General features: G+C 71.6%; 22 protein-coding genes and 1 pseudogene. 9 read left to right on the top strand and 14 right to left on the bottom strand.

The annotated features are described in order from the left end of the window. The 4 genes from J1C73_RS03720 to J1C73_RS03735 all read left to right on the top strand — a co-directional run. Positions 1–185: helix-turn-helix transcriptional regulator (locus tag J1C73_RS03720; protein ID WP_207315062.1), on the top strand; the 185-nt coding region annotated here is incomplete at its 5' end. Further along, positions 182–724 (top strand): hypothetical protein, encoded by a 543-nt coding sequence (locus tag J1C73_RS03725; protein WP_207315063.1) that lies wholly within the window; start codon positions 182–184, stop codon positions 722–724. The genes J1C73_RS03720 and J1C73_RS03725, both read left to right, overlap by 4 nt. A gap of 265 nt (positions 725–989) precedes the next feature. Continuing rightward, positions 990–1391 carry an effector-associated constant component EACC1 gene (locus J1C73_RS03730; protein WP_207315064.1) on the top strand — a complete coding sequence of 134 codons (402 nt, stop codon included), beginning with the start codon at positions 990–992 and terminating at the stop codon, positions 1389–1391. Next, entirely contained in the window at positions 1378–3330 is a 1953-nt protein-coding gene (locus tag J1C73_RS03735; protein ID WP_207315065.1) for a caspase, EACC1-associated type, read from the top strand. Before J1C73_RS03730 ends, J1C73_RS03735 begins: the two co-directional genes overlap by 14 nt. Before the next feature lie 279 nt (positions 3331–3609). On the opposite strand, the gene J1C73_RS03740 is transcribed toward J1C73_RS03735, so the two are convergent. From J1C73_RS03740 to J1C73_RS34470, 5 genes are all read right to left on the bottom strand, one after another. After that, on the bottom strand, positions 3610–3954 hold the full coding sequence (locus tag J1C73_RS03740; protein WP_241200162.1) for a hypothetical protein: 345 nt from the start codon (positions 3952–3954) through the stop codon (positions 3610–3612). A gap of 114 nt (positions 3955–4068) precedes the next feature. After that, positions 4069–4644, bottom strand: coding sequence for a DinB family protein (locus tag J1C73_RS03745; RefSeq protein ID WP_207315066.1), 576 nt, complete (start codon positions 4642–4644; stop codon positions 4069–4071). Between the two features lie 155 nt (positions 4645–4799). After that, positions 4800–5429, bottom strand: coding sequence for an SAM-dependent methyltransferase (locus J1C73_RS03750; protein ID WP_207315067.1), 630 nt, complete (start codon positions 5427–5429; stop codon positions 4800–4802). Beyond that, entirely contained in the window at positions 5426–6472 is a 1047-nt protein-coding gene (locus J1C73_RS03755; protein ID WP_207315068.1) for an NAD(P)/FAD-dependent oxidoreductase, read from the bottom strand. Before J1C73_RS03755 ends, J1C73_RS03750 begins: the two co-directional genes overlap by 4 nt. Before the next feature lie 15 nt (positions 6473–6487). Continuing rightward, entirely contained in the window at positions 6488–6853 is a 366-nt protein-coding gene (locus J1C73_RS34470; protein WP_242643676.1) for an ATP-binding protein, read from the bottom strand. Between J1C73_RS34470 and J1C73_RS03760 the strand changes: the two genes are divergently transcribed. From J1C73_RS03760 to J1C73_RS03770, 3 genes and pseudogenes are all read left to right on the top strand, one after another. Beyond that, positions 6780–7601 carry a helix-turn-helix domain-containing protein gene (locus tag J1C73_RS03760; RefSeq protein ID WP_242643674.1) on the top strand — a complete coding sequence of 274 codons (822 nt, stop codon included), beginning with the start codon at positions 6780–6782 and terminating at the stop codon, positions 7599–7601. The two genes, J1C73_RS34470 and J1C73_RS03760, sit on opposite strands and share 74 nt — an antisense overlap. Next, positions 7598–7849, top strand: coding sequence for a DUF397 domain-containing protein (locus tag J1C73_RS03765; RefSeq protein WP_207315070.1), 252 nt, complete (start codon positions 7598–7600; stop codon positions 7847–7849). The genes J1C73_RS03760 and J1C73_RS03765 overlap by 4 nt, the downstream gene beginning before the upstream one ends. Before the next feature lie 176 nt (positions 7850–8025). Beyond that, positions 8026–9149 (top strand): annotated as a pseudogene (locus tag J1C73_RS03770) (FAD-dependent oxidoreductase). A gap of 60 nt (positions 9150–9209) precedes the next feature. Here the strand turns inward: J1C73_RS03770 and J1C73_RS03775 are convergent. From J1C73_RS03775 to eno, 5 genes are all read right to left on the bottom strand, one after another. Further along, positions 9210–10463: an MFS transporter gene (locus J1C73_RS03775; RefSeq protein ID WP_207315071.1), complete on the bottom strand. Its 1254-nt coding sequence runs from the start codon at positions 10461–10463 to the stop codon at positions 9210–9212. A gap of 169 nt (positions 10464–10632) precedes the next feature. Then, positions 10633–11868 carry an RNA polymerase sigma factor gene (locus J1C73_RS03780; RefSeq protein WP_207315072.1) on the bottom strand — a complete coding sequence of 412 codons (1236 nt, stop codon included), beginning with the start codon at positions 11866–11868 and terminating at the stop codon, positions 10633–10635. After that, positions 11865–12236, bottom strand: a complete 372-nt coding sequence (locus tag J1C73_RS03785; RefSeq protein WP_207315073.1) for a YciI family protein — start codon at positions 12234–12236, stop codon at positions 11865–11867. Before J1C73_RS03785 ends, J1C73_RS03780 begins: the two co-directional genes overlap by 4 nt. 151 nt (positions 12237–12387) lie before the next feature. Beyond that, positions 12388–12987, bottom strand: a complete 600-nt coding sequence (locus tag J1C73_RS03790) for a dihydrofolate reductase family protein (RefSeq protein WP_207315074.1) — start codon at positions 12985–12987, stop codon at positions 12388–12390. Between the two features lie 206 nt (positions 12988–13193). After that, positions 13194–14492 (bottom strand): phosphopyruvate hydratase, encoded by a 1299-nt coding sequence (gene eno, locus J1C73_RS03795; protein WP_207315075.1) that lies wholly within the window; start codon positions 14490–14492, stop codon positions 13194–13196. 158 nt (positions 14493–14650) lie between these two features. Between eno and J1C73_RS03800 the strand changes: the two genes are divergently transcribed. Then, complete coding sequence (locus J1C73_RS03800) at positions 14651–15094, top strand: MarR family winged helix-turn-helix transcriptional regulator (RefSeq protein WP_207315076.1); 444 nt, start codon at positions 14651–14653, stop codon at positions 15092–15094. A 285-nt stretch (positions 15095–15379) separates the two neighbouring features. On the opposite strand, the gene J1C73_RS34475 is transcribed toward J1C73_RS03800, so the two are convergent. The 4 genes from J1C73_RS34475 to J1C73_RS03820 form a co-directional block, all read right to left on the bottom strand. After that, on the bottom strand, positions 15380–15610 hold the full coding sequence (locus J1C73_RS34475; RefSeq protein WP_037711258.1) for a hypothetical protein: 231 nt from the start codon (positions 15608–15610) through the stop codon (positions 15380–15382). Between the two features lie 318 nt (positions 15611–15928). Beyond that, positions 15929–17401 (bottom strand): alkaline phosphatase PhoX, encoded by a 1473-nt coding sequence (locus J1C73_RS03810; protein WP_207315077.1) that lies wholly within the window; start codon positions 17399–17401, stop codon positions 15929–15931. 156 nt (positions 17402–17557) lie between these two features. After that, positions 17558–19042: a hypothetical protein gene (locus tag J1C73_RS03815; protein ID WP_207315078.1), complete on the bottom strand. Its 1485-nt coding sequence runs from the start codon at positions 19040–19042 to the stop codon at positions 17558–17560. Positions 19043–19220: 178 nt separating this feature from the next. Further along, complete coding sequence (locus J1C73_RS03820) at positions 19221–19937, bottom strand: antibiotic biosynthesis monooxygenase (protein ID WP_207315079.1); 717 nt, start codon at positions 19935–19937, stop codon at positions 19221–19223. Positions 19938–20072: 135 nt separating this feature from the next. On the opposite strand from J1C73_RS03820, the gene J1C73_RS03825 reads away from it, so the two are divergent. Then, on the top strand, positions 20073–21191 hold the full coding sequence (locus J1C73_RS03825) for a lipid II:glycine glycyltransferase FemX (RefSeq protein WP_207315080.1): 1119 nt from the start codon (positions 20073–20075) through the stop codon (positions 21189–21191). Positions 21192–21349: the final 158 nt, after the last annotated feature.

The following is a 21349-nucleotide window of genomic DNA, read 5'->3' on the forward strand; positions in this document are numbered from 1 at the left end:
AGGCGCTGGCCGAGGCGGTCGGCGCCCACTACCAGACCATCGGCTACATCGAGCGCGGGCAGTACAACCCGAGCCTCGATCTCGCGCTGCGCGTCGCCGAGTTCTTCGAACTGCCGGTGGAGGCCCTGTTCTCCCTCCGGCCGTTCCGCCCGCTCACGGACGAGGTCTACGGGAGGAAGCGATGACCACCACGGGCGCGACCCGGCACACCCGCTACGACCGGCGCATGTTCGCCGTCATGAACAACCCCCGGACGAACGCGCTGCACGCGACGGCCGCGCGACGCCGCACCGTCGTCGGCGCCCATGTGGTGCTCACGGCGGCCGGCGTGGCCGCGGGCATCGGCGCGTACGCGGCCGACCGGCCCTGGCTCGCCGTCGCCGTGCTCGTCCTGCTCCTCCCCTGGTGCCTGGCGACCGGCGTGATCAACGGCGCAACCCGCGGGCTGCTCGAACTGCGCACGCACGTCCTGGACGAACGCCAGCTGGCGGAGCGGGACAGGGTACGGGCGCGGGCGCACCGTCTGACGACGTATCTGCTGGCGTGCGCGGTCGCCGGTGTCGCCGCGGCCGACTGGGGCGGTCAGGTGCGGACCGGGGCCCTGCTCGTACCCGTCCTGGCCGCGGTCTTCGTCACGCACTGGCTGATGCCGCTGTGGGTGGCCGGACTCGCCGCGCAGGACGAGCCTCTGGGAGAAGCGGAGCAGGGACCCGAGTCGCTGTAGGACGTGTCACGGAAGGCCGTGGGGCGTGTTCCGGAAGTCCCGTCCGGCCGGGCAGCTCTTCCCTGAAGGCCGATCGGCGACCGCACACGTGTGCCGGCTCCGACATCCTCCTCGCCGGCTGACAGCTGGCTGATACGGGCGTCGGGCCTTGTCCGGAAATCCCGTTGACGGTCCGGTGCCGTGGCGAATGATGTGAACGGGAGGCGTGTGAGCACATGGCCGTTCACCATCGCCCCCGTACACCACCGCTTCGGGGGAGTGCTCCATGGAGATTCGGCTGCGCGTGGAGTCGGCAGTGCGCGACGAGGCGGAAGAGCTGACGTCGGCCCTTCACGACTGGCTGAGGGAGGATCGCGACGTGGGCCGGCACGCCCGCATCGGCCGCCTGGCCGACTCGGGCGGGGCCCCGAGCGGTGCGATGAGCGCGGACTGGTTCGGCTGGGTGCAGCTCATCGCGGGCTCGGGCTTCTCGACCGCCGGCCTGGTCTACGCGCACAACTCCTTCCGCGCGTCCCTGCCTCGTCGTCAGCAGACCGTCTCGGTGGTCATCGAGCACAACGGCACCCGGATCGTCCTGGAGGACGCCTCGCCCGAATCGGCCGCGCGTATCGCCGAGATCCTGAGCGGCTCCGGCGACGACGAGGAAGCGCCCGGTGGCTCTTCCTGACCCCGGTGCCAGCCGGGCGGTTCTCGTCGGCGTCGACAAGTACCGGCATCTGCCCTCACTGCGCCCGGTGGGCCGGGGCCGCGACCGGCTGGCCGAGCTGCTGAGGGACCCGACCGTGTGGGGGCTGGATCAGCGCCATGTCACTGTGCTGGGAGCGCAGGCCTCTCGCGATGACATCCTCACGGCCGTCAAGCGGGCGGCACGGGAGACGACGGACACGTTCCTGCTCTACTTCGCGGGGCATGGTCTGCGCAGCAGGGGCGGGAGCGCCCGGCAGCTGCACCTGGCGCTGACCGGTGCCGACGACGAGCATCCGCAGATCGGCAGCATCGCGTACCACGACATCCGGGATATCCTCACCGCCGGACACCAGGCGCGACGCAAAATCGTTCTGCTCGACTGCTGCTACAGCGGGCTGGCGGGCGGCATGGGGCAGCAGGCAGCGCCCCGTGAGGAGCTGCAGAAGGCGGCGATCGAGGGGAGTTATCTCCTCACCTCCGCCTCCAGCACCCAGCGGGCCTTCGCCCACGACGGCCGGCCCTACCCGGAGTTCACCGGCGCGCTGATCGGGGTGCTGGAACAGGGCATCCCCTCGGCGGGTCCCGAGCTCACCCTGGACCAGACCTGGCGAGCCGCCCGTGCCACCCTCCTGCGGCGCGGAGATCCGGAGCCCCAGCAGTTCGGCCAGAACGCCGCGGGCCAGCTTCCCTGGGTGCGGAACCGGGCGCACGGCGCGCCGGCCGGAGGCGGATTCCGGGCTCGTGGCCCGCAGGTGTCAACCGCGCGCCGGCGAAAGGCCGCACGGGTCCTGAGGGTGCTCGGCGTGCCCCTCGTGACGCTGGCCCTCGCCACTCCGGTCATCCCGCAGGGCCCGCCCCCCGCCCAGGGTACGGACGACCGGGCATCCGGAGGCCGCTCGGCGGCGCCTCGGGTACGGCCGTCATCGGCGGTCGTACCGAGCACGTCCCCCACACCGAGTGCGTCCCCCACCCCGTCCAGCGGCAAGACCCCCAAGCAGCCCGGCCCGGACCCGACACCCCGGACGCACTCCGGGGACAAGGGGGTTCGGGTCTCACTCGCGCGCTCGTACGTCGGGCAGAGCGGGTTCCTCTCGGCTGTCGCCTACGCACCCGACGGCCGTCTCATCGCCGGCGGGAGCGAGGACGGGAGCATCTACCTGTGGAACGCCGATACCGCCAAGAGGGTGCGAATCCTGTCCGGGCACAGCGACAGGATCACGAGCCTGGCCTTCGATCCGGGCAGTTCCACTCTGGCCAGTGCCAGCAGCGACAGGACCGTCCGCCTGTGGGACGTGTCCAGCGGCACGTCGCGCCACACCCTGAGCCACCCCGGCGAGGTCTACTCCGTGGCCTTCAGCCCGGACGGGGGAACGCTCGTGAGCGGCGGCCAGGGCGACGCCGTCCGCCTGTGGAGCGTCAGTGACGGCAGTGCGCTCGAAACGTTCGAGGACCAGAAGGAGGACGTGCTCGCCGTGGCCTTCAGCCCCGACGGGGAGAGCGTCCTCAGCGGCAGCTACGACAGATCGGCCGCGGAGTACGACGTGGGCGGCAGCTGGACCTGGCGCGACGAGAAGCTGTCGTCCGACGCCATCACCGCGGTGGCGTACGGCCCCAAGGACTACGTCAGGGCTGCCGGAGGGTACGACAAGGTGATCCGGACCTGGACCGGCCCTGACTCCGGCACGAAGACGTTCAAGGGACACACCGAATCGATCACCGCGTTGGCCTTCAGTCCCGACGGGAAGATCCTCGCGAGCGCCGGTCTGGACGCCATCCGGCTGTGGGACGCGCAGAAGGCCACGCCCCTCAGAACGATCCCGGGCGCCGGCAGCACCACGGACATCGCCTTCAGCCCCGACGGCACGCACCTCGCCGGCGTCAGCGGCAGAGCGGTACAGCTGTGGAGCATCACCCGGTAGCCGCTCGGAACACCGGCGTGGCCGGACCCGGCGACACACCGGGGTTCGAGTCCTGTCGGGTGACGTCGCCTGGTCCGGCGCCCGGGTCCTGCCAAGGCCGGGGCTGCCGCTAGGGTCTTTCGTTTGGATCAGGCTGGATCAGGGAGCGGGGTCCGGTGCGTGCAGATGCAAGGCGGAGGAGGGAGTCAATGCGGAGCATGGGCGACCGACGACAACACGGCAGGTGCGCGTGCCGGACCCCGCGAGCCCGGCATGATCCAAACGAGAGGCCCTAGGGCTTCAGCACTCGCGAAGGCCGGGCGCCGGGTCCTGGCCGGTCTTCAGGGAGACGGCGGGGACGTTGCCCCACTGGCCGTTGTCGAGCTGGGTCCAGTACCAGATGTCGTTCTGGCCCTCGTGGGGGTCCCCGTGGCCCCAGCAGGCGAACCAGTTGAACCCGGTGGTGAGCGTGCCGCGGGTCGCCGAGCGGTAGGACCGGTCCGCGTACCCCTTCGCACCGACGGTGTTGCCGCAGTACAGCCGGCCGTCGGAGCGGACCCCGCACTCGGCGGCGTGGGCGGTCGTGGCCGGCACGGAGAGTGCGAGCAGGGCGGTGACGGCGAAGGCGCCCACCGCGGTGGTCAAGCGTCGAGTATTCATGATCGACTCAACGGCCGGCCGGGAGCGGGGTCACGGTCTCGGCTCCGGCCTCACCGCATCGGCCCTGCCGCCCTGTTGACCGCTCCGGGCCGGGCCGGGTCAGCCCATGCTCTTGGCGCCGTCCAGCGATTCCCGGATGATGTCGGCGTGCCCGGCGTGCTGGGCGGTCTCCGCGATGACGTGCATCAGCACCCGGCGGGCCGACCACCGCGCGTCTCCGTCGTACCAGGGAGCCTTCGGCAGTGCGTGGGTGGCGCCCAGGTCCGGCAGGCCGGCGAGCAGTTCGTCGGTCCGGCGGGCCGCTTCGGCGTAGTCGGCCAGCACACCCTCCAGCGTCTCACCGGGCAGCAGCCGGAATCCGTCGGTCCGCCGGGCCCAGTCGGCCTCGGTCATGGCGGTGAAGTCCGGCATCGCCGAAGACCCGTGCACGATGAAGTCCGCCCAGCTCCGTTCGACCTGGGCGACGTGCTTGATGAGACCGCCCAGGCACAGCTCGCTCGCGGTGGGCCGCAGCCCGGCCTGCTCGTCGGTGAGGTCACGGGTGGTGAAGCGCAGGAAGTGCCGCTGCTTGGTCAGCGCCTCCAGCAGGTCGGCACGCTCGCCGGTGAGGCCCGGGGCGGCGGCCACGTCGCGGGTGTCCAGCTCATGGGCGTCGGCGTTGCCGTTGGCATTCATGGTCTCTACCTTCGATCGTTCGTGTTCCGCCGGTCAAGGACCACGTTAGGAGCCGTATAGGTCAGTCCCTGACCTGAATGACGGACGGATGTCGGCGTGCCGGCCACCATGGCGGCCGGCACGCACACCCGGGCCCCCGCGCCCGCGGACCGCCGTCAGCGGCGGCGGACCTTCAGCGCGTTGTCGGTACGGGTGGTGGGGTTCCCGTCCGGGTCGTTCTGTACGCGCTCGTGCTCCTCGCTGACCAGCACGTCCCATTCGCCCGGGGGGAGTTCGAGGGAGGCGAGCACCTCGTCGGTCGTGGGGAGCTCCATGTCCGCGTGGGCGTGCTCCCACGCCGGGAAGCCCGCGTGACCGACGATCAGGAGCACTCCGCCGGGTGCGACGGCCGAGGCCGCCCGCCGCAGGATCTCCTCGCGCGGCAGGTCGCCCATCGAGTGCAGGAACGAGGCGGAGACGAGGTCGTACTCCTCCTCGGGGAAGGAGACCCCGAGGTCGTGGAACTGCCAGTCGATCCGCTCGGCGACCCCTGCCTCGGCGGCGTGTTCGGCGGCCCGGTCGAGAGCGACGCGCGAGATGTCCGTGGCGGTGACCTGCCAGCCCCACCGCGCGAGCCAGACCGCGTCGGCCCCCTCGCCGCACCCGAGGTCGAGGGCGCGTCCCGGTGTCAGTCCCTCCACTTCACGGACGAGCGCGGTGTTGGGATTCCCGCTCCAGATCCGGCGGCTCTCGCGGTAGCGCTCGTCCCAGAGTTCCGCGTCGGACGGAGTGCTGTCGGTTGTCATCGTGTCTCCTGCAGTCCGTGACGGCGGCTTCCGAGCGTCTGCTCGCAGACCTGGCGCTCGGCCTCCGCCGAGAAGGGTGCGCGTCGGGCCTCGACCGCGCGGCGGGTGTCGTCGCCCACCAGGTCGGCGTTGATGGCGGAGGCCGCCTTCAGCCCCGCCCCGGCGGCGCCGATGACCTGCTCCATCAGGTTGGCGACGTTACCGGCGGCCCAGACACCGGGCACCTCGGTCGCACCGGACGGATCGGCCGCGATGTACGTACCGATGGTGTGGCCGCCCGCCTCCAGCTCGGTGGCGTGCAGTCCGAGGCCGTCCAGGACCCCGGACCGCGCGGTGAAGCGCGGCTGGACCACCACGGCCTCGCGCGGCACGACCCGGCCGCCGGCCAGCCGCACCCCGGTGAGGCGGTCCCCGCTCACCTCAAGTCCGGTCACCTCCCCGTCCACCACGGCGATGCCGCGCGCGGCGAGCTGCTCGTACTCCTCGTCGCCCGGCTCGGGCGCGTTGTGCAGGAAGAGGGTGACGTCGTCGCTCCACTGCCGCCAGAGCAGCGCCTGGTGCACGGCCATCGGACTCAGGGCCAGGATGCCGATCGGCGCGTCCCGCACCTCCCAGCCGTGGCAGTACGGGCAGTGCAGCACGTCCTGCCCCCACCGCTCGGCCAGGCCGGGGATCGGCGGCAGTTCGTCGACGAGCCCGGTGGTGACGAGGAGACGGCGCGCGGTGACGGCGGTGCCGTCCGCCCGTACGACCCGGAACCCTGCGCCACCCGGCAGCTTCTCGGCCGCCACGGCCTCACCCTCGACGATCTCGGCCCCGTACCCGGACGCCTCTTCCCGGCCTGTGGCCAGCAGCTCGGTGGGCGGGATGCCCTCGCGGCCCAGGTAGTTGTGCGCGTGGGACGCGGGTGCGTTGCGCGGGCTGCCCGCGTCGATCACCAGCACCGATCGCCGCGCCCTGGACAGCGCCAGGGCCCCGCTCAGACCGGCGGCCCCGCCACCGATCACCACTACGTCGTACATCTGCGTCGTCATCTCGCTCATGCGAAACACCTCCATCTACGGGAGATGGTGCGCGCCCTCGTCCTGCACGGCAAACATCCTTGCCGAAGCGGCAAACTCGCACCAGACGACCTTCCCCGGGTTCCGCTCCCCCACCCCCCACGCGGCGGCGAGCGCCGAGACCAGCAGCAGCCCGCGCCCGCCCTCCGCGTCGGGTTCGGGGCACGGCGCACCCCGGACCTCACCGTCGCCACTGTCATGCGTCTCGACACGGAGCCTGCCGTCGGCCCGCTCCCAGGAGAGCCGGATACGGAACCCGCGTCCCGGCGGCACACCGTGGACGAGCGCGTTGGTCGCCAGCTCGCTCACACGCAGCAACACGTCCTGGCACCTGATCGGCGCCCAGCTCGCCACCTTCCGCAGAGCGGCCGGGCTGACACAGGCGGCGCTCGCCGAGCGGTTCTGCGTGGGTGAGGACACGATCGCGTCGATCGAGCAGGGGCGGCGGCCCCTTCAGCTGGACTTCGCCATCCAGCTCGATGAACTGCTGGACACGAAGGGGGCGTTGCAGGTCGCGGTGGCGAAGGTGCCGCAGAAGGAGCGGTTTCCGGCCTTCGTCCAGGACTTCGTGGAGTACGAGCAGGAGGCGGTAAGCCTTTTTGGGTACGAAACCCAGGTGGTGCCGGGCCTGCTCCAGACCGAGGCCTACGCGCGGTTCGTCTTCTCGTGCCTCTTCCCGCCGATCGACGAGGGAGAGCTGGAGGAGTGGGTGACCGCAAGGCTCGACCGGCAGAAGCTCCTCGCTCGCAAACCGCGACCCATGCTGCATTTCCTGTTGGAGGAAAGCATCTTGCGCAGCGAGATCGGGGACCCTGTTGTCCTGCGCGAGCAGATCCGGCACCTGCGACAGTGCGTAGAACTGCCGTTCCTGGATCTCCAGATCATGCCGATGAGACTCCCCAAGCACGCTGGGCTCGCAGGACCGATGGTTCTGCTGGAGACGGCCGACCACGACCATCTCGCCTACGTCGAGGGGCAGCTCACCAGCTTCCTGCACGATGACCCCGATGACGTCAGCGTGCTCCAATTGAAGTGTGGGATGCTGCGTTCGCAGGCGCTTTCCATTGAGAAGAGCACGCGCCTACTGGACGAACTGCTTGGAGAGAGATGACCCGCGCAGCACACCGCACAGGCCTCAACTGGTTCAAGTCCAGCCACAGCAGCGACCAGGGCGGCGCCTGCCTCGAAGTCGCCTACGACTGGCGCAAGTCCAGCCACAGCAGCGACCAGGGCGGCAACTGCGTAGAGGTCTCGGCCCACCCCGCCGCCGTGCACATCCGCGACTCCAAGGTCACCGACGGTCCCGTCCTCACCGTCCCCCCGCACGCCTGGTCCGCGTTCCTCGGCGCCACCGTCTGACGCGCTGCCCGCTGTCCCTGACCGAGCGGCCCGGAAGGACCTGCCGACGCGGGGCGCTGCAGTTCGCCTGTCGGTGCGGTCGGTGGGCTGTCGGTGGCATGTCGGCGCGGGCCCGGAGGCTTGCCGGAGATCCTGCCGGGGCCCGTCCGGCAGGCATGGCACCGGCAGGAGTCAGCATGACCACTGACGTCACGATCATCGGCGCAGGACTCGGCGGCCTCACGCTCGCCCGCGTCCTGCACGTCCACGGCATCCCGGTCACCGTCTACGAGGCGGAGGCCTCACCGACGGCTCGTACGCAGGGCGGGATGCTCGACATCCACGACTACAACGGCCAACTGGCCGTGCGGGCGGCCGGCCTGATGGACGAGTTCCGCAGCATCGTCCTGGAGGGCCGTCAGGCGATGCGGGCCCTCGACCGGGAGGGAAACGTCCTGCTCGACCAGCCCGACGACGGCACGGGCGGACGCCCCGAGGTGCAGCGCGGCGAGCTGCGGCAGATGCTGCTCGACGCGCTCCCGGAGGGCACCGTCCGGTGGGGCCACAAGGTCAGCGGTGTGCGTGGCCTCGGCGAGGGCCGCCACGAGGTGGCCCTCGCCGACGGCGGCACCGTCGTCACGAGCCTGCTGGTCGGCGCGGACGGCGCCTGGTCACGGGTGCGGCCGCTGCTCTCCGACGCCGTGCCCGAGTACACGGGCATGTCGTTCGTCGAGACCTACCTGTTCGACGCCGACACCCGGCACGCCGCCGCCGCGAAGGCGGTCGGTGGCGGGTGATGTTCGCACTTGAGCCGGGCAAGAAGCAGATCGCGGCTCACCGGGAGAGCGGCGGAACCCTCCATACGTACGTGATGCTGACCAAGCCGCAGGACTGGTTCGCCCGCATCGACTTCACCGACCCCGCCGCGGCCATCACCCGGATCGCGCAGGAGTTCGACGGCTGAGCCCCGGAACTCACCGCCCTGATCACCGACAGCGACACCGCACCGATCGTGCGCCCCCACTACACGCTGCCGGTCGGACACCGGTGGGACCGGGTGACGGGAGTGACCCTGGTCGGCGACGCCGCCCACCTCATCCCCCCGAACGGCGAGGGCGCCAACCTGGCCATGCTGGACGGCGCCGAACTCGGTGAGGCCCTCGCCGCGCACCCCGGGGACGTCGAGGCCGCCCTCGCCGCGTACGAGCAGGTGATGTTCCCTCGCAGCACCGCGGTCGGCGAAGCCGAGGCCGACGCCCCCGACAACCCCACGATCGAGGAAGTGATCAACTTCTTCGCCCGCGCCGACCAGATCGCGTGAGCGGCCGGCCGGGGCCATCGCGGTGACGGTGGCTCCAGCGCGGGTGCCGCGCCCCCGGCCTCAGACGCGGTCGACGGCTTCCTCGGCGCCGGCGGGCTCCGGCCCGGGGGCGCTCTCGCGGCGCGGCAGCAGCAGCGGGGTGGCCAGGAGGAGGACTCCTGCCGCGGCGATCGCGGTGCGGGGGCTGGTGACGGCGGCCAGCAGACCCCACAGGGCCGTCATGGCCGCGATGGCGGCGCTGCTGCTGATCGACCAGGCGGACAGGGTGCGGGCGACCCGGTCGGGCTCGGTGTGGTCGAGCCGGTAGGTGGCCAGCAGCGGGTTGAACAGGCCGCAGCAGGTCACCAGGCCGAGCTGGACGAAGATGATGAGCGCCATCCCCGGGACACCGGGCCCGACGAACGCCAGCCCGATGGGCCAGACCGCACGCAGCACCCCGGTCAGGAGCATCATCCGGCGCTGCCCGAACCGCGCCGCGAGCGGGTGCGCGAGGCGTGAGCCGACGAGGCCGCCGATGCAGGGGGCCGCGAACACGAGACCGTACTGCCAGGGTGTGAACCCGAGAGGGCCCAGCAGGAGTACGGCGAGCAGCGGCCCGGAGGCCATGATCAGGCCGTTGACGACGATCGAGTTGAGGAGCAGCGGGCGCAGCGTCCGGTGTCCGAGGATGTAGCGCCAGCCGTCGAGCAGATCGCCCGCTCGCAGCCGCGGTGCACCCGTTCGCGAGGGGCCGGGTTCCGTGCCGCCGATGGCGCGGATGCCCAGCGCCGAGAGCAGGTAGCTGACCGCGTCGGCGATCACGGTCGTCACCGGGCCGAACAGCCCGATCGCGGCCCCACCGAGCGGTGGTCCGACCATGGTCGAGGTCCACGTGGTGGATTCGAACCGGCCGTTCGCGACGAGCAGGTCCTGCGACGGTACGAGCGCCTTCAGATACGCCCCGCTCGCCGCCTTGAACGCGATGTCGGCCGCGGCGACCACGACGGAGACGAGGAGGAGCTGGGCGAAGGTGAGCCGGCCGAGCGCGAACATCGCGGGGATGCTCATCAGCGCCGCGAACCGGATCAGGTCCATCGACACCATGACCGGTCGCTTGTGCCGGAACTCCACCCAGGGACCGAGCGGCACGGCGAGCAGGGCCCCCACCGCCCGCCCGGCGGCGGCCAGTGCCGCCACCTGGGTCGGCCCGCTGTGCAGTACGAGGACCGCGATCAGGGGCAACGCGCCGAATCCGAGCCCTGTGCCGTACGAGCTGACCGCGAACGCAGCCCACAGCCAACCGAATTCCCGCCCCAACGACCGTCTGCCCGCCATGCCCCGCACCCGTACGCCTCTCGCCGATCCGGACGGCCGCACGCCGGCCACCGGCATCAAAGCGAGGAGGAGTGGGCAAGAGCAAACAACGCCTCGACCGGCTGACACAACCACCGGTGGTGCCGGTACCGTGCTCGGCGTGGGCCCGCCATGGAGTCCGGGACATTCGTCAGTCGCGGGCGTGCGGCGGCATCCGTGTTCTCACCTGCCCGGCCCTGGATTCCAGGTATCGCTGCTCGGCGATGCTCGCGGTCGACTTCGCGGCGAGCCGGTAGTGCTCGTACGCCCCGGCCGGGTCGCCGTTCCGCTCCAGCAGATGCGCCCGTACGGACAACAGCCGGTGGTGCCCGGCCATCCGCTCGTCGCTGTCCAGGGTGGACAGCAGGGCGAGCCCGGCCGCCGGGCCCTCGGTCTCGGCGAGCGCGATCGCCCGGTTGAGGGTGACCATCGGGTTGGGCGCGATCCGTTCCAGGATCAGGTAGAGGGCGTGCACCTGCGGCCAGTCGGTCTCCTCGGCCGTGTCCGCTGCGGCGTGCGTGGCGGCGATGGCCGCCTGCAGCCGGTAGGGCCCGAGGGTCGGGGGCGCCAGCGAGGCCTTCACCAGGCGCATGCCCTCGTCGATCAGCCCGCGGTCCCACGTCGTACGGTCCTGCTCGTCCAGCGGCACCAGGTCGCCGGCGGCCGTCGTCCGCGCCTCCCGGCGGGCGTGGGTCAGCAGCATCAGCGCGAGCAGCCCGGCCACCTCGCCGTCCCGGGGCAGCCGCGCGTGCACCATTCTGACCAGCCGGATCGCCTCGCGCGCGAGGTCGGCGCGGTACAGCTCGCTGCCCGAGGAGGCGCTGTAGCCCTCGTTGAAGATCAGGTAGAGCACGTGCAGGACGACCCTTAGCCGCTCCTCGCGCTCCCCGCCGTCCGGCAGGTCGAACGAGCTCCCGGCGGCCCTGATCCGCTGTCTGGCCCGGCTGATCCTGGCCGCCATCGTGGCCTCCGGCACCAGGAACGCGCGGGCGATCTCGGCCGTGGTCAGGCCGCCGACCGCCCGCAGCGTCAGGGCGGTCCGGGACGCCGCGGTCAGCGTCGGGTGGCAGCACAGGAACAGCAGGTCGAGTGTGTCGTCGGTGCCGGGTACGTCCTCGGGCAGCACCTCGGCGGCGGTGGCCGCCTCCCGCTCGCGGCGCGCGTGCTCGCTGCGCAGCTGGTCGATGAGCCGCCGGGACGCAACGGTCATCAGCCACCCGCGCGGGTTGTCCGGTACTCCCCCGGCCGGCCACTGCACGGCGGCGGCGAGGACGGCCTCCTGCACGGCGTCCTCGCACCCTTCGAACCGGCCGTGCCTTCGTACCAACGTGCCGAGGACCTGCGGCGTGAGTTCACGCAGCAGGTCCTCGATGGAGGGCTCTGTCATGCCTCCAAGTGTCCGTCGGCGAACATCACCTGGCGCACCTCGACACCCATGCCCTCGATCGCGGTGTCCGGGATCTGCGCTGCCAGCTCGATCGCCCGGTCCTTGTTCTCGCAGTCGATCAGGTAGAAGCCGCCGAGGAACTCCTTGGACTCCAGGAAGGGCCCGTCGGTCACCACGGGCTGGCCGTTGTGCACGGACACCACCACGGCCTGGGACGGGTCGACCAGCGCCTGGGTGCTGATCAGCTCGCCGGACTTCTTCAGCGACTCGGTGAACGTGCCGTGGCCGGCGCCGATCGCCGCCTTCTCCTCGTCCGTCAGCGCGTCCATGACGGCCGGGTTGATGTGCAGGCCGATCAGGAACTTCATCTGGTACTCCTCGTGGTTCACGGGCCCCCGCGGGGCCCTTGCACCCTTTGGTCGGAGTCGTCGCCGCCGTCTTGACATCCCCACCGGAAGAATTCGGCCGGGCCGCAGGAGAGCCTCCCCTCCGGGGCCCGACGGCGGCGGCCGGGGGCCGCTACCGCCCCTTCGCCGCCGGCCGGTAGGTGCACACCTGCACGCCCGCGCCGCTGGTGACGGCCGAGACCAGTTCGAGCGTGCGCAGTCCGCCGTCCTCCGGAAAGATCGACTTTCCGCCGCCCAGCAGCACCGGCATGATCACGAGCCGGAGCTCGTCGACCAGGCCCTCGCTCAGCAGGCCGCGCACGAGCGTGGGGCTTCCCATGACCAGGAGGTCGCCGCCGCCCTGCTCGCGCAGCTCCTGGACGCGGGCGGTGAACTTCTCGCCGGGGATGCGCTCGGTGTTGTTCCACGTCAGGTCGGCGTCGCCCAGGGTGCCGGTCACGACGTACTTCGGGAGGGAGTTCATCCGGTCGGCGAAGGGGTCGCCGGCGCGCTCGGGCCATGCTGCGGCCATCGTCTGCCAGGTGCGGCGGCCGAACAGCAGGGCCCCGGCCCCGTCCACCGATTCGCTGAAGGAGGCGCCCACCACTTCCGCGTCGAAGAACGGGTGCGACCAACCGCCGTGCGCGAAGCCGCCGTCCCTGTCCTCCTCGGCACCGCCCGGCGCCTGCACGACGCCGTCCAGGCTGATGAACTCGCTGATGACCACGCGCATATCACTCACTCCTCGGTACTTCGGATCAGGTGTACGGCAACAGAGACTGCCACGCCGTCCGAAACTCATCGCTGTACCTCCGGTCCGCCGGCGACCGCGCGTCGGCCGCGTTCGATGAGCGGTGCCGCCCGTCCACATTGCGCCACAATTATCAGAATTCGGAATGAGGTCAACCCGAGAGGTGGCCGCGCCCGGCGTTTCGCGCCTCAGGCGGCGGGCGCGGCGGCGCGTCCGTACACCGCGGACTCCCCCAGCTCCTCCTCGATCCGGATCAGCTGGTTGTACTTGGCCGTGCGGTCCGAACGGGACAGGGACCCGGTCTTGATCTGCCCGCACCCCGTGGCGACGGCCAGATCCGCGATGGTCGTGTCCTCCGTCTCGCCGGAACGGTGCGACATGACCACCGCCCATCCGGCCCGCCTCGCGGCGCCCACCGTCCCGAGCGCCTCGGTCAGCGTCCCGATCTGGTTGACCTTGACCAGGACCGCGTTCCCCACCCCCGTACGAATGCCTTCCCGCACCAGCGCCTCGTTGGTGCAGAACACGTCGTCCCCGGTCAGCTGACACCTGCTCCCGACCCGCGCCGTCAGCTCGCGCCACCCGTCGAGGTCGTCCTCGGCCATCGGGTCCTCCACCGAGACGATCGGGTACGCGTCGATCAACCCGGCGAGGTAGTCGACCTGTTCGGCGGACGTACGCCGGACGCCCTCCCCCGTGTACGCGTACACACCGCCCCGGTAGAACTCCGACGACGCCGGGTCCATGACGAGGCCGATGTCCGCACCGGGCCGGTACCCGGCCCGCTCGATCGCCGCCATGACGAAGTCGAGCGCCTCCTCGGCCGTGCGCAGCGCGGGAGCGAAGCCACCCTCGTCGCCGACGCCCGTGGAGTGACCCGCGGCCAGCAGGTCGCGGCGGAGCGTGTGGAAGACCTCGGAGCCCATCCGGACGGCCCGGGCGAAGGACCCCGCGCCCACCGGCGAGATCATGAACTCCTGGAAGTCCAGCGGATTGTCGGCGTGGGCACCGCCGTTGACGATGTTCATCATCGGCACCGGAAGTACGCCGGCGTCGGCCCCGCCGAGGTAGCGGTACAGCGGCTGCCGGTGCGAGACGGCGGCGGCCTTCGCGGTGGCGAGGGAGACCCCGAGCAGGGCGTTGGCGCCGAGCCGCGCCTTCGTGGGCGTGCCGTCGAGCGCGACGAGCGCGGCATCGAGGCCGGTCTGGTCGTCGGCGTCGCGCCCGGTGACGGCTTCCGCGATCTCGCCCTTCACATGGGCGACGGCCCGGTCGACGCCCTTGCCGTGCCAGCGCCGGGGGTCGCCGTCCCGCAGCTCCACCGCTTCGCGGGCGCCGGTGGAGGCGCCGGAGGGGACAGCGGCGCGACCCAGGGAACCGTCGGCGAGGACGACGTCGACCTCGACGGTGGGGTTGCCGCGGCTGTCGAGGACGGCGCGGGCGGTGACGCCACGGACGGCGGTCGGCTCAACTGTTTTTGCGGGCATGGGAGTTCCTCCCCGTTGTCGCCTGCCGGGCCCTGGCTGCGACGACGCTGGCGCTCGGCCCGACGTATCGAAACTGTACAGCATTGCTGTTCAGTCATGCTGTTCAGTTCCGCTGTTCAGTTATGCTGCACGACGGCGTTTCCGGGTTAAAGTTCCCTATGCCCACCCCGGAAGCCGCCACCGTCGCCGCCGAACTGCGTACCGCGATGGGCAAGCTCAGCCGACGCGTGAAGAGCGAGGACCGCATCCCGGTCGGGCAGGTCGCCGTGCTCGGCGTTCTGGACCGCGACGGCGCCATGACCACCAGCGATCTCGCGACCGATCAGCGCGTACGCCCGCAGTCGATGGCCCGCGCGGTCGGCCTCCTCCTCGATCAGGGCCTGGTCACCCGCAGGGCCCACCCCACGGACGGCCGCAAGTCCCTGCTTGAACTCTCGGCGGCCGGCAGGGACGCACTGGAAGCGGAGCGCGGCCGCAGGGCCGGGTGGCTGGCGCTGGCCATCGAGGCCGAACTCACCGAGGAGGAGCGGGAGTCGCTCGCACGCAGCGCAACCCTGATGGAGCGGCTGGCCGCGCGCCATGGCCTGTCCGGGCGATCATGAGCGCCACCGGATGACCTGAACGGGTCCTCCCGGCGAATACCTCGTCCACCACCTGATCGCGAAGGCCCTGCGGGACCGCCCGGACGGGGCCCAGGGCCTCTCGTTCGGATCATGCCGGGCTCGCGGGGTCCGGCCTGATCCAAACGAAAGACCCCAGGCCACGGTCGCACCGGTCGCCGGTGCAACGGCTTCAGGGGCACCCGGCTGGTTGCGGGTGCCCCTGAAGGCCGTCTGCGAGAGGGATACGGCGGACACGTCGGACGCGGCGCGTGCTCGTCGCTTCTCTCAGAGCTTGGTCAGCTTGGAGTACGGGCTCAGGATCCTCCCCTGTCGCCCCGAGAAGTCGATGAGCACTGCGTCGTTGTCGCCCTCGACAGCAAGGACTCGGCCGAGTCCGAACTGGTCGTGCGACACCCTGTCGCCCACATCGAACAATTCGACCGGTGGGGCCGCCTGGGCCGGGCGGTTGAAGGGACTGGAAGGCAGGTGACGCCGGGATCCGGCTGACTGTTTCATTACCTTGAGTATGCGCCCTGGAAACGCCCGACGCCATGCCCGACCGCTCCTGGGGCCCCACTGATGCCGGATTCGTAATCAGGGATTCCGCCGCCGGCCGCTCTCCCACCCCGCTTCCGGCAAGGGCACCGCCCGAAGCCCGGCGCCCGAAAGGCCCCGGCGGTGTGGCGGTTATCGCTTTTCGCGGGGCGTGCCCGCCGCGGCGCACCGGCCCGTGGCGACGGACCGCACCGGGCCGCCCCCGCAGGCCGGTGCCACGCCGCCACGTCCCGCTTCCGGGTGACACCGGCGCGACCCGACCCGGACCACTCTTACGAATTACTTCTCGTGCCGCGGCTGACGCTTCCAGGGGCCGGTGATGGCCAGCATGATCCCCGGCGTCTGGATGTTGGCGAACAGCGTCTTCCCGTCGGGCGAGAACGTGACTCCGGTGAACTCGCTGTACTCCGGGTCCTCCTCGGTCCCGGCGTTCAGCTCGTTGCGCGCGATGGGGTAGGTGCGACCGCTCTCGGTGGCCCCGAACAGGTGCTGGACGCCTTCGCCGTCCTCGGCGATCACGAGGCCGCCGTACGGCGAGACGGTGATGTTGTCCGGGCCGTCGAAGGCACCGTCCACGGAGGGGTCGGCGTTGACGCCGAGAAGCACCTTCAGCGTCAGCGTGCGGCGCTTCGGGTCGTAGAACCAGACCTGGCCGTCGTGCTGGACCGGGCTCTCGCCGCGGGCGAACGAGGAGACGATGTAGGCACCGCCGTCGCCCCACCACATGCCTTCGAGCTTGCGGGCCCGGGTGACGTCCTTGTCGCCGAACTGCTTGCGCACCGAGACGGTCCTGGCGTCACGGTCGGGGACGTCGACCCAGTCCACGCCGTAGACCGTGCCGATCTTCGTGGCGCGCGAGAGGTCGTCGACGAACTTGCCGCTCCGGTCGAAGCACTTGGTGGCCTGGAGGACACCGGCGTCGGCGGCGAGCGTGCGCAGCTTGCCGCGGCCGTGCCTGAAGCCGTGCGGCGGAACCCAGCGGTAGAGCAGTCCGTTGGGGCCGGACGCGTCCTCGGTGAGGTAGGCGTGGCCCTGCTTGGGGTCGATGACGACGGCCTCGTGGGCGTACCGGCCGAACGCCTTGATCGGGCGCGGGTCGCGGTTGGCGCGCTTGTCGTACGGGTCGACCTCGAAGACGTAGCCGTGGTCCTTGAGCAGACCGTTCTTGCCGGCCTTGTCCTCGGTCTCCTCGCAGGTGAGCCAGGTGCCCCACGGGGTGGCGCCACCGGCGCAGTTGGTGGAGGTGCCGGCGATGCCGACCCATTCGGCGGTGCGGCCGTCGCGGCGGGTCTCCACGACGGTGCAGCCGCCGCCCGCGACCGCGTCGTAGACGAGACCGTCGGTGAGCGGGACCGGGTGCTCCCAGTCGGTGCGGACGCCGGCCAGCTCGTGGTTGTTCACCAGCAGGGTGACGCCGCGCGCGCCCTCGAAGGCGGCCGTGCCGTCGTGGTTGGAGGGGGTGTACTCGCCGGTCTCCAGCTTGGTGACACCGCTGTGGGTGATGATCTTGTACGAGAATCCGGCGGGCAGCGCGAGTATGCCCTTCGGGTCGGGGAGCAGTGCCCCGTAGCCGGGCTCGTGGCTGTGACCGTGTCCGTCGTGGCCATGGCCGTGGTCGTCGTGGCCGTGCTTCGAGTCCCCGGCGGCGAGGGCGCCGGGCGCGGTGGCCAGCGCGGCGACGGTTCCGGTGAGGGCGATGCCGGCACCGGTGAGGGCGGACTGTCTGGTGAATTCCCTGCGCGTGAAGGCCATCACGTACTCCTGGTGCAGCTGGGGCGATTGTTGGCGGGATCACCGTCCCGCGCCGGCGCCAACACCAGTTGAACTGAGGACGACTTCCAGGGAATGCGTTCCGTGAACATCACCGGCGGCGGGGCGGCCCCGCCCCGCCGCCCGTCCCCGCCCGTCTCAGCCGGCCGAGCCGCTCCGCGACCGGGCCTTGAAGGCGGCCTTGCGGGCGTCCTTCGCCAGCTTCTTGTCGCTGTGCAGCCGGCCCATCGCCTCGAGGACATCCGCCGTCGCCGGGTGGTCCACCCGCCACACCTCGTCGAAGAAGCCGCTGTGCTGGCCGGACAGCCCCTCGACCAGGCCCTGGAGCTCGTCCAGATCGCCGTCCGCCTCCAGCTGCGCCGCGATCGTGTCGACGGCGAGCCAGAAGATCATCGGCTCCGGGGGCGCGGGCACGTCGGCGGCGCCCAGCTCCGCGAGCCAGACCCGGGCGAGGCCGCCCAGCTCCGCGTCGTCGAGCACGGCGCGCACGGCGGGCTCCGCCTCCGCGCCGACCAGGGCGAGCGCCTGCTGGCAGTGCAGGCGGCGCAGCGGTGCCTGCGGGTCCTCGCCGCGTGCCGCGTCCAGGAGCTCGGCGGCGGCCCCGCCGGCGCCGCGCCGGGCGAGCCACAGCTCGACCTCGCTGCGGGCCCCGTCCTCGGGGTAGTACGCGATGCCGCCGAGGAGCGCGTCGGCGCTCTTGCCGACGAGGTCCCCGATCGCCGGGGCCTCCACACCCGCGTCCAGCATCCTGGCCCGGATGCCGTACAGGCCCAGCGGAGTCAGCTTCACCATCCCGTACCGGGTGACGTCGTCGTCGGCGGGCGGGGTGGCGTCCTCGCCCTCCTCGGCCAGCAGCGCCTCGTCCACCGGCTGGTACTCGACGATGCCGATGGGTTCCAGCACCCGGAACTGGTCGTCGAGGCGCATCATCGCGTCCGACACCTGCTCCAGGATGTCGTCGGTGGGCTCGCCCATGTCGTCGGGCACGATCATCGACGCGGCGAGTGCGGGCAGCGGTACGGGCGCGTCGCCCGCGGCGCTGTCGGAGACGGTGAGCAGGTAGAGGTTGCCGAGCACGCCGTCGAGGAATTCGGCCTCGGTCTCCGGGTCCCAGTCCAGGGCGTCGAAGTCGATCGACCCGTCCTCGCCGACGAGGTCGGCGAAGTCGTCGAAGAAGGGGGCGGTGGCGTCGGCGTGGGCGGCCTCCAGACCGTCGAGCCAGATCGCCAGGACGTCCTGCGGTGATCCGCCGGTCAGCAGCGCCAGGTTCTCGCCCGCGGTGACGGTGCCCTCCGCCTCCTCGCCGGGGCCGTCCTCCGCCCCCGGCTCCGCCTCCTCGTCCGCCGGGTCCTCGACCTCGACGAGCCCGGTGTCGACGGCGAGCCGCCAGGCCTCGCTGGCCTCCGCCGCACCGTCCTCGTCCGCGGTGAGGCCGAGGTGCTCGGCCGCCGCGGGCAGCTGCGCTTCGACGAGCTCGCCACCGGCGCCCACCCTGGTGCCGGGCCCGGCCCAGCGGGCGAGCCGGACGGCGCGGGCGAGCAGCGGCGCGGCAAGCGCGTCCCGTGCCAGCTCGGCCTCGGTGTGCAGCCGTACCGGCGGCAGGGTGGGGCGCTCTGCGGACATCAGGGGGTTCTCCTAGCAACGTACGGGGCGTACGCGTCGCCGGGGCCATGGCTCCGGGCGCGTACGGGGACAGGCGGCCCAAGCGTAGACGTATTTCGTCCCACGCCGCCCGGTACCCGGGCAGGTCCGCCGCGGCCCGCCCGCGGAGCCCCGGCAACCGGCGCACGCACCCGCACGATTACCGCCCCTGGCCCCCCGGCCGCAGACTGAGCGCGGGGGTGTAGCGGTGCACCCCGCCGCCGGTCACCCCGGGGTAGGTCTGCACCCGCTCCCACTGCGGTGTCCGCGACCCGACCCCGTCCCCGGGTCCGGCCAGCGCGTCGGCGTGGGCCTGTGTGCTCACCCATTCCGCGTAATTGAGCACCCGGGTTCCGTCGGTGCTCACATGGAAGTGCGCGCCGATACCGCCCGGTGCCGGCGCCGGGTCCGTCCCCAGCGCCTCGAACACACCGTCGACCCAGTCGCGTTGGCGGGCCTTGTCCGCTCCCTCGAACTCGACGTCGACGATCACGACGCACCCGGGCTCCCGCGCGTCCGGCCCGCCGAGCCGCGAGGACCGGTAGAGCTCGTACGTATGAATCCCGATTCGCTCGATCCCCGGCACGGCCGCGTCGATATCGTCGTTGCGCGCGTCCCGGCCGTCGCGGAAGAAGGCCAGGTAGCTCTCCTCGTCCTTCCACTGCGAGTAGTGGAGGAGCGTCTTCCCGTCCTCCCCCGCATGGACGGTGCAGGAGAGCGGCCCCGGCTGCGGCCACGGGCGGCCTGCCCACGCGTCCCGGATGGCCTCGACGGCCTGCCGCTGCCGCTCCGGTGTGCCGACGTCCCAGGTGCTGACCTTGACGATCCCCGCGTCCGCTCGGGTGAAATCGGGCCGGGACACGAATTCGATGCTCATGGCTGTTCCCCTCACCGGCGCTCCCCTGCGGTGCGCCTGTGACGGCCACCCTGTTACGTCAAGTGCGCTTGAGGTCAACTGCGGCCCGCGCTTTCGTCGTTAGGCTGACGAATCGGACAACGAACGGAGTACCTCATGTCGCTGCGGGTCGAGGTCATCACGCGCGAACAGCACCTGGCGTTTGTCGCGGGACGGGGTTCCGCGAGCCATATGCAGGTCCCCTCGTGGGGCGAGGTGAAGCCCGACTGGCGCGCGGAGAGCATCGGCTGGTCCGAGGCCGGGGAGATCGTCGGCGCCGCGCTGGTCCTCTACCGGCCGATCCCCCGGGTGAAGCGGTATCTGGCCTATCTGCCGGAGGGTCCGGTCATCCCGTGGCACGAGGGCGATCTGCGCCCCTGGCTGGATCCGCTGGTGGCCCACGTCAAGGCGCGGGGCGCGTTCACACTGCGGATGGGCCCGCCCGTGATCGCCCGCCGCTGGGAGGCGCAGACCGTCAAGGACGCCATCCCGGATCCGGCCGCGCGCAGGCTGCGCGACGTCGAGCCGGACGTGAGCGAGCCGGGGGCCGCCGAGCTGGTGGCCCAGCTGCGCCGGCTGGGCTGGCAGCAGGGCGAGGACGGGGGCACGGACGGCTTCAGCGCCGGACAGCCCCGGTACGTCTTCCAGGTGCCGTTCGCCGGGCGGTCGCTGGAAGAGATCCGCGGCGGGCTGAACCAGCAGTGGCGGCGCAACATCAAGAAGGCGGAGAAGGCGGGCGTCAAGGTGGTCGAGGGCGGCCACGACGACCTTCCGGCCTTCTACGAGCTGTACCGCGAGACGGCCGAGCGCGACCGCTTCATCCCCCGCCCGCTCGGCTACTTCCAGCGCATGTGGACGGCGCTGCGCGCCGAGGATCCCGAGCGGATGCGGCTGTACCTCGCGCACCACGACGGGGAGGTCCTCTCCGCGGCGACGATGCTGACGGTCGGGACGCACGTCTGGTACTCCTACGGTGCCTCCACCAGCCGCAGGCGCGAGGTGCAGCCCAACAACGCGATCCAGTGGCGGATGATGAGCGACGCGCACGCGCGGGGCGCGGCCGTCTACGACCTGCGCGGCATCACCGACACCCTCGACGAGAGCAACCACCTGATGGGCCTGCTGCGCTTCAAGGCGGGCACCGGTGGCCTGGCCGCCGAGTACGTCGGTGAGTGGGACTACCCGGTCAGCAAGCTGCTGCACAAGGCCTTCGGCCTGTACATGTCCCGCCGCTGACGTCCGGGGCCACCGTGCCGGGCCGGGCTTCGGCCGCAGCCCGTCACTCGGGCGGCGAGGTCCGCCAGCCCGTCATGTTGAACTCGTCGAGCAGTCGTACGTCGCTGCCCTCCAGCGGGAAGGTGCGCGCCTCCAGACCGGGCGCCGGGGCGATCTCC

The organism is Streptomyces laculatispora (genome assembly GCF_017353455.1).
Classification (GTDB): Bacteria; Actinomycetota; Actinomycetes; order Streptomycetales; family Streptomycetaceae; genus Streptomyces; species Streptomyces laculatispora.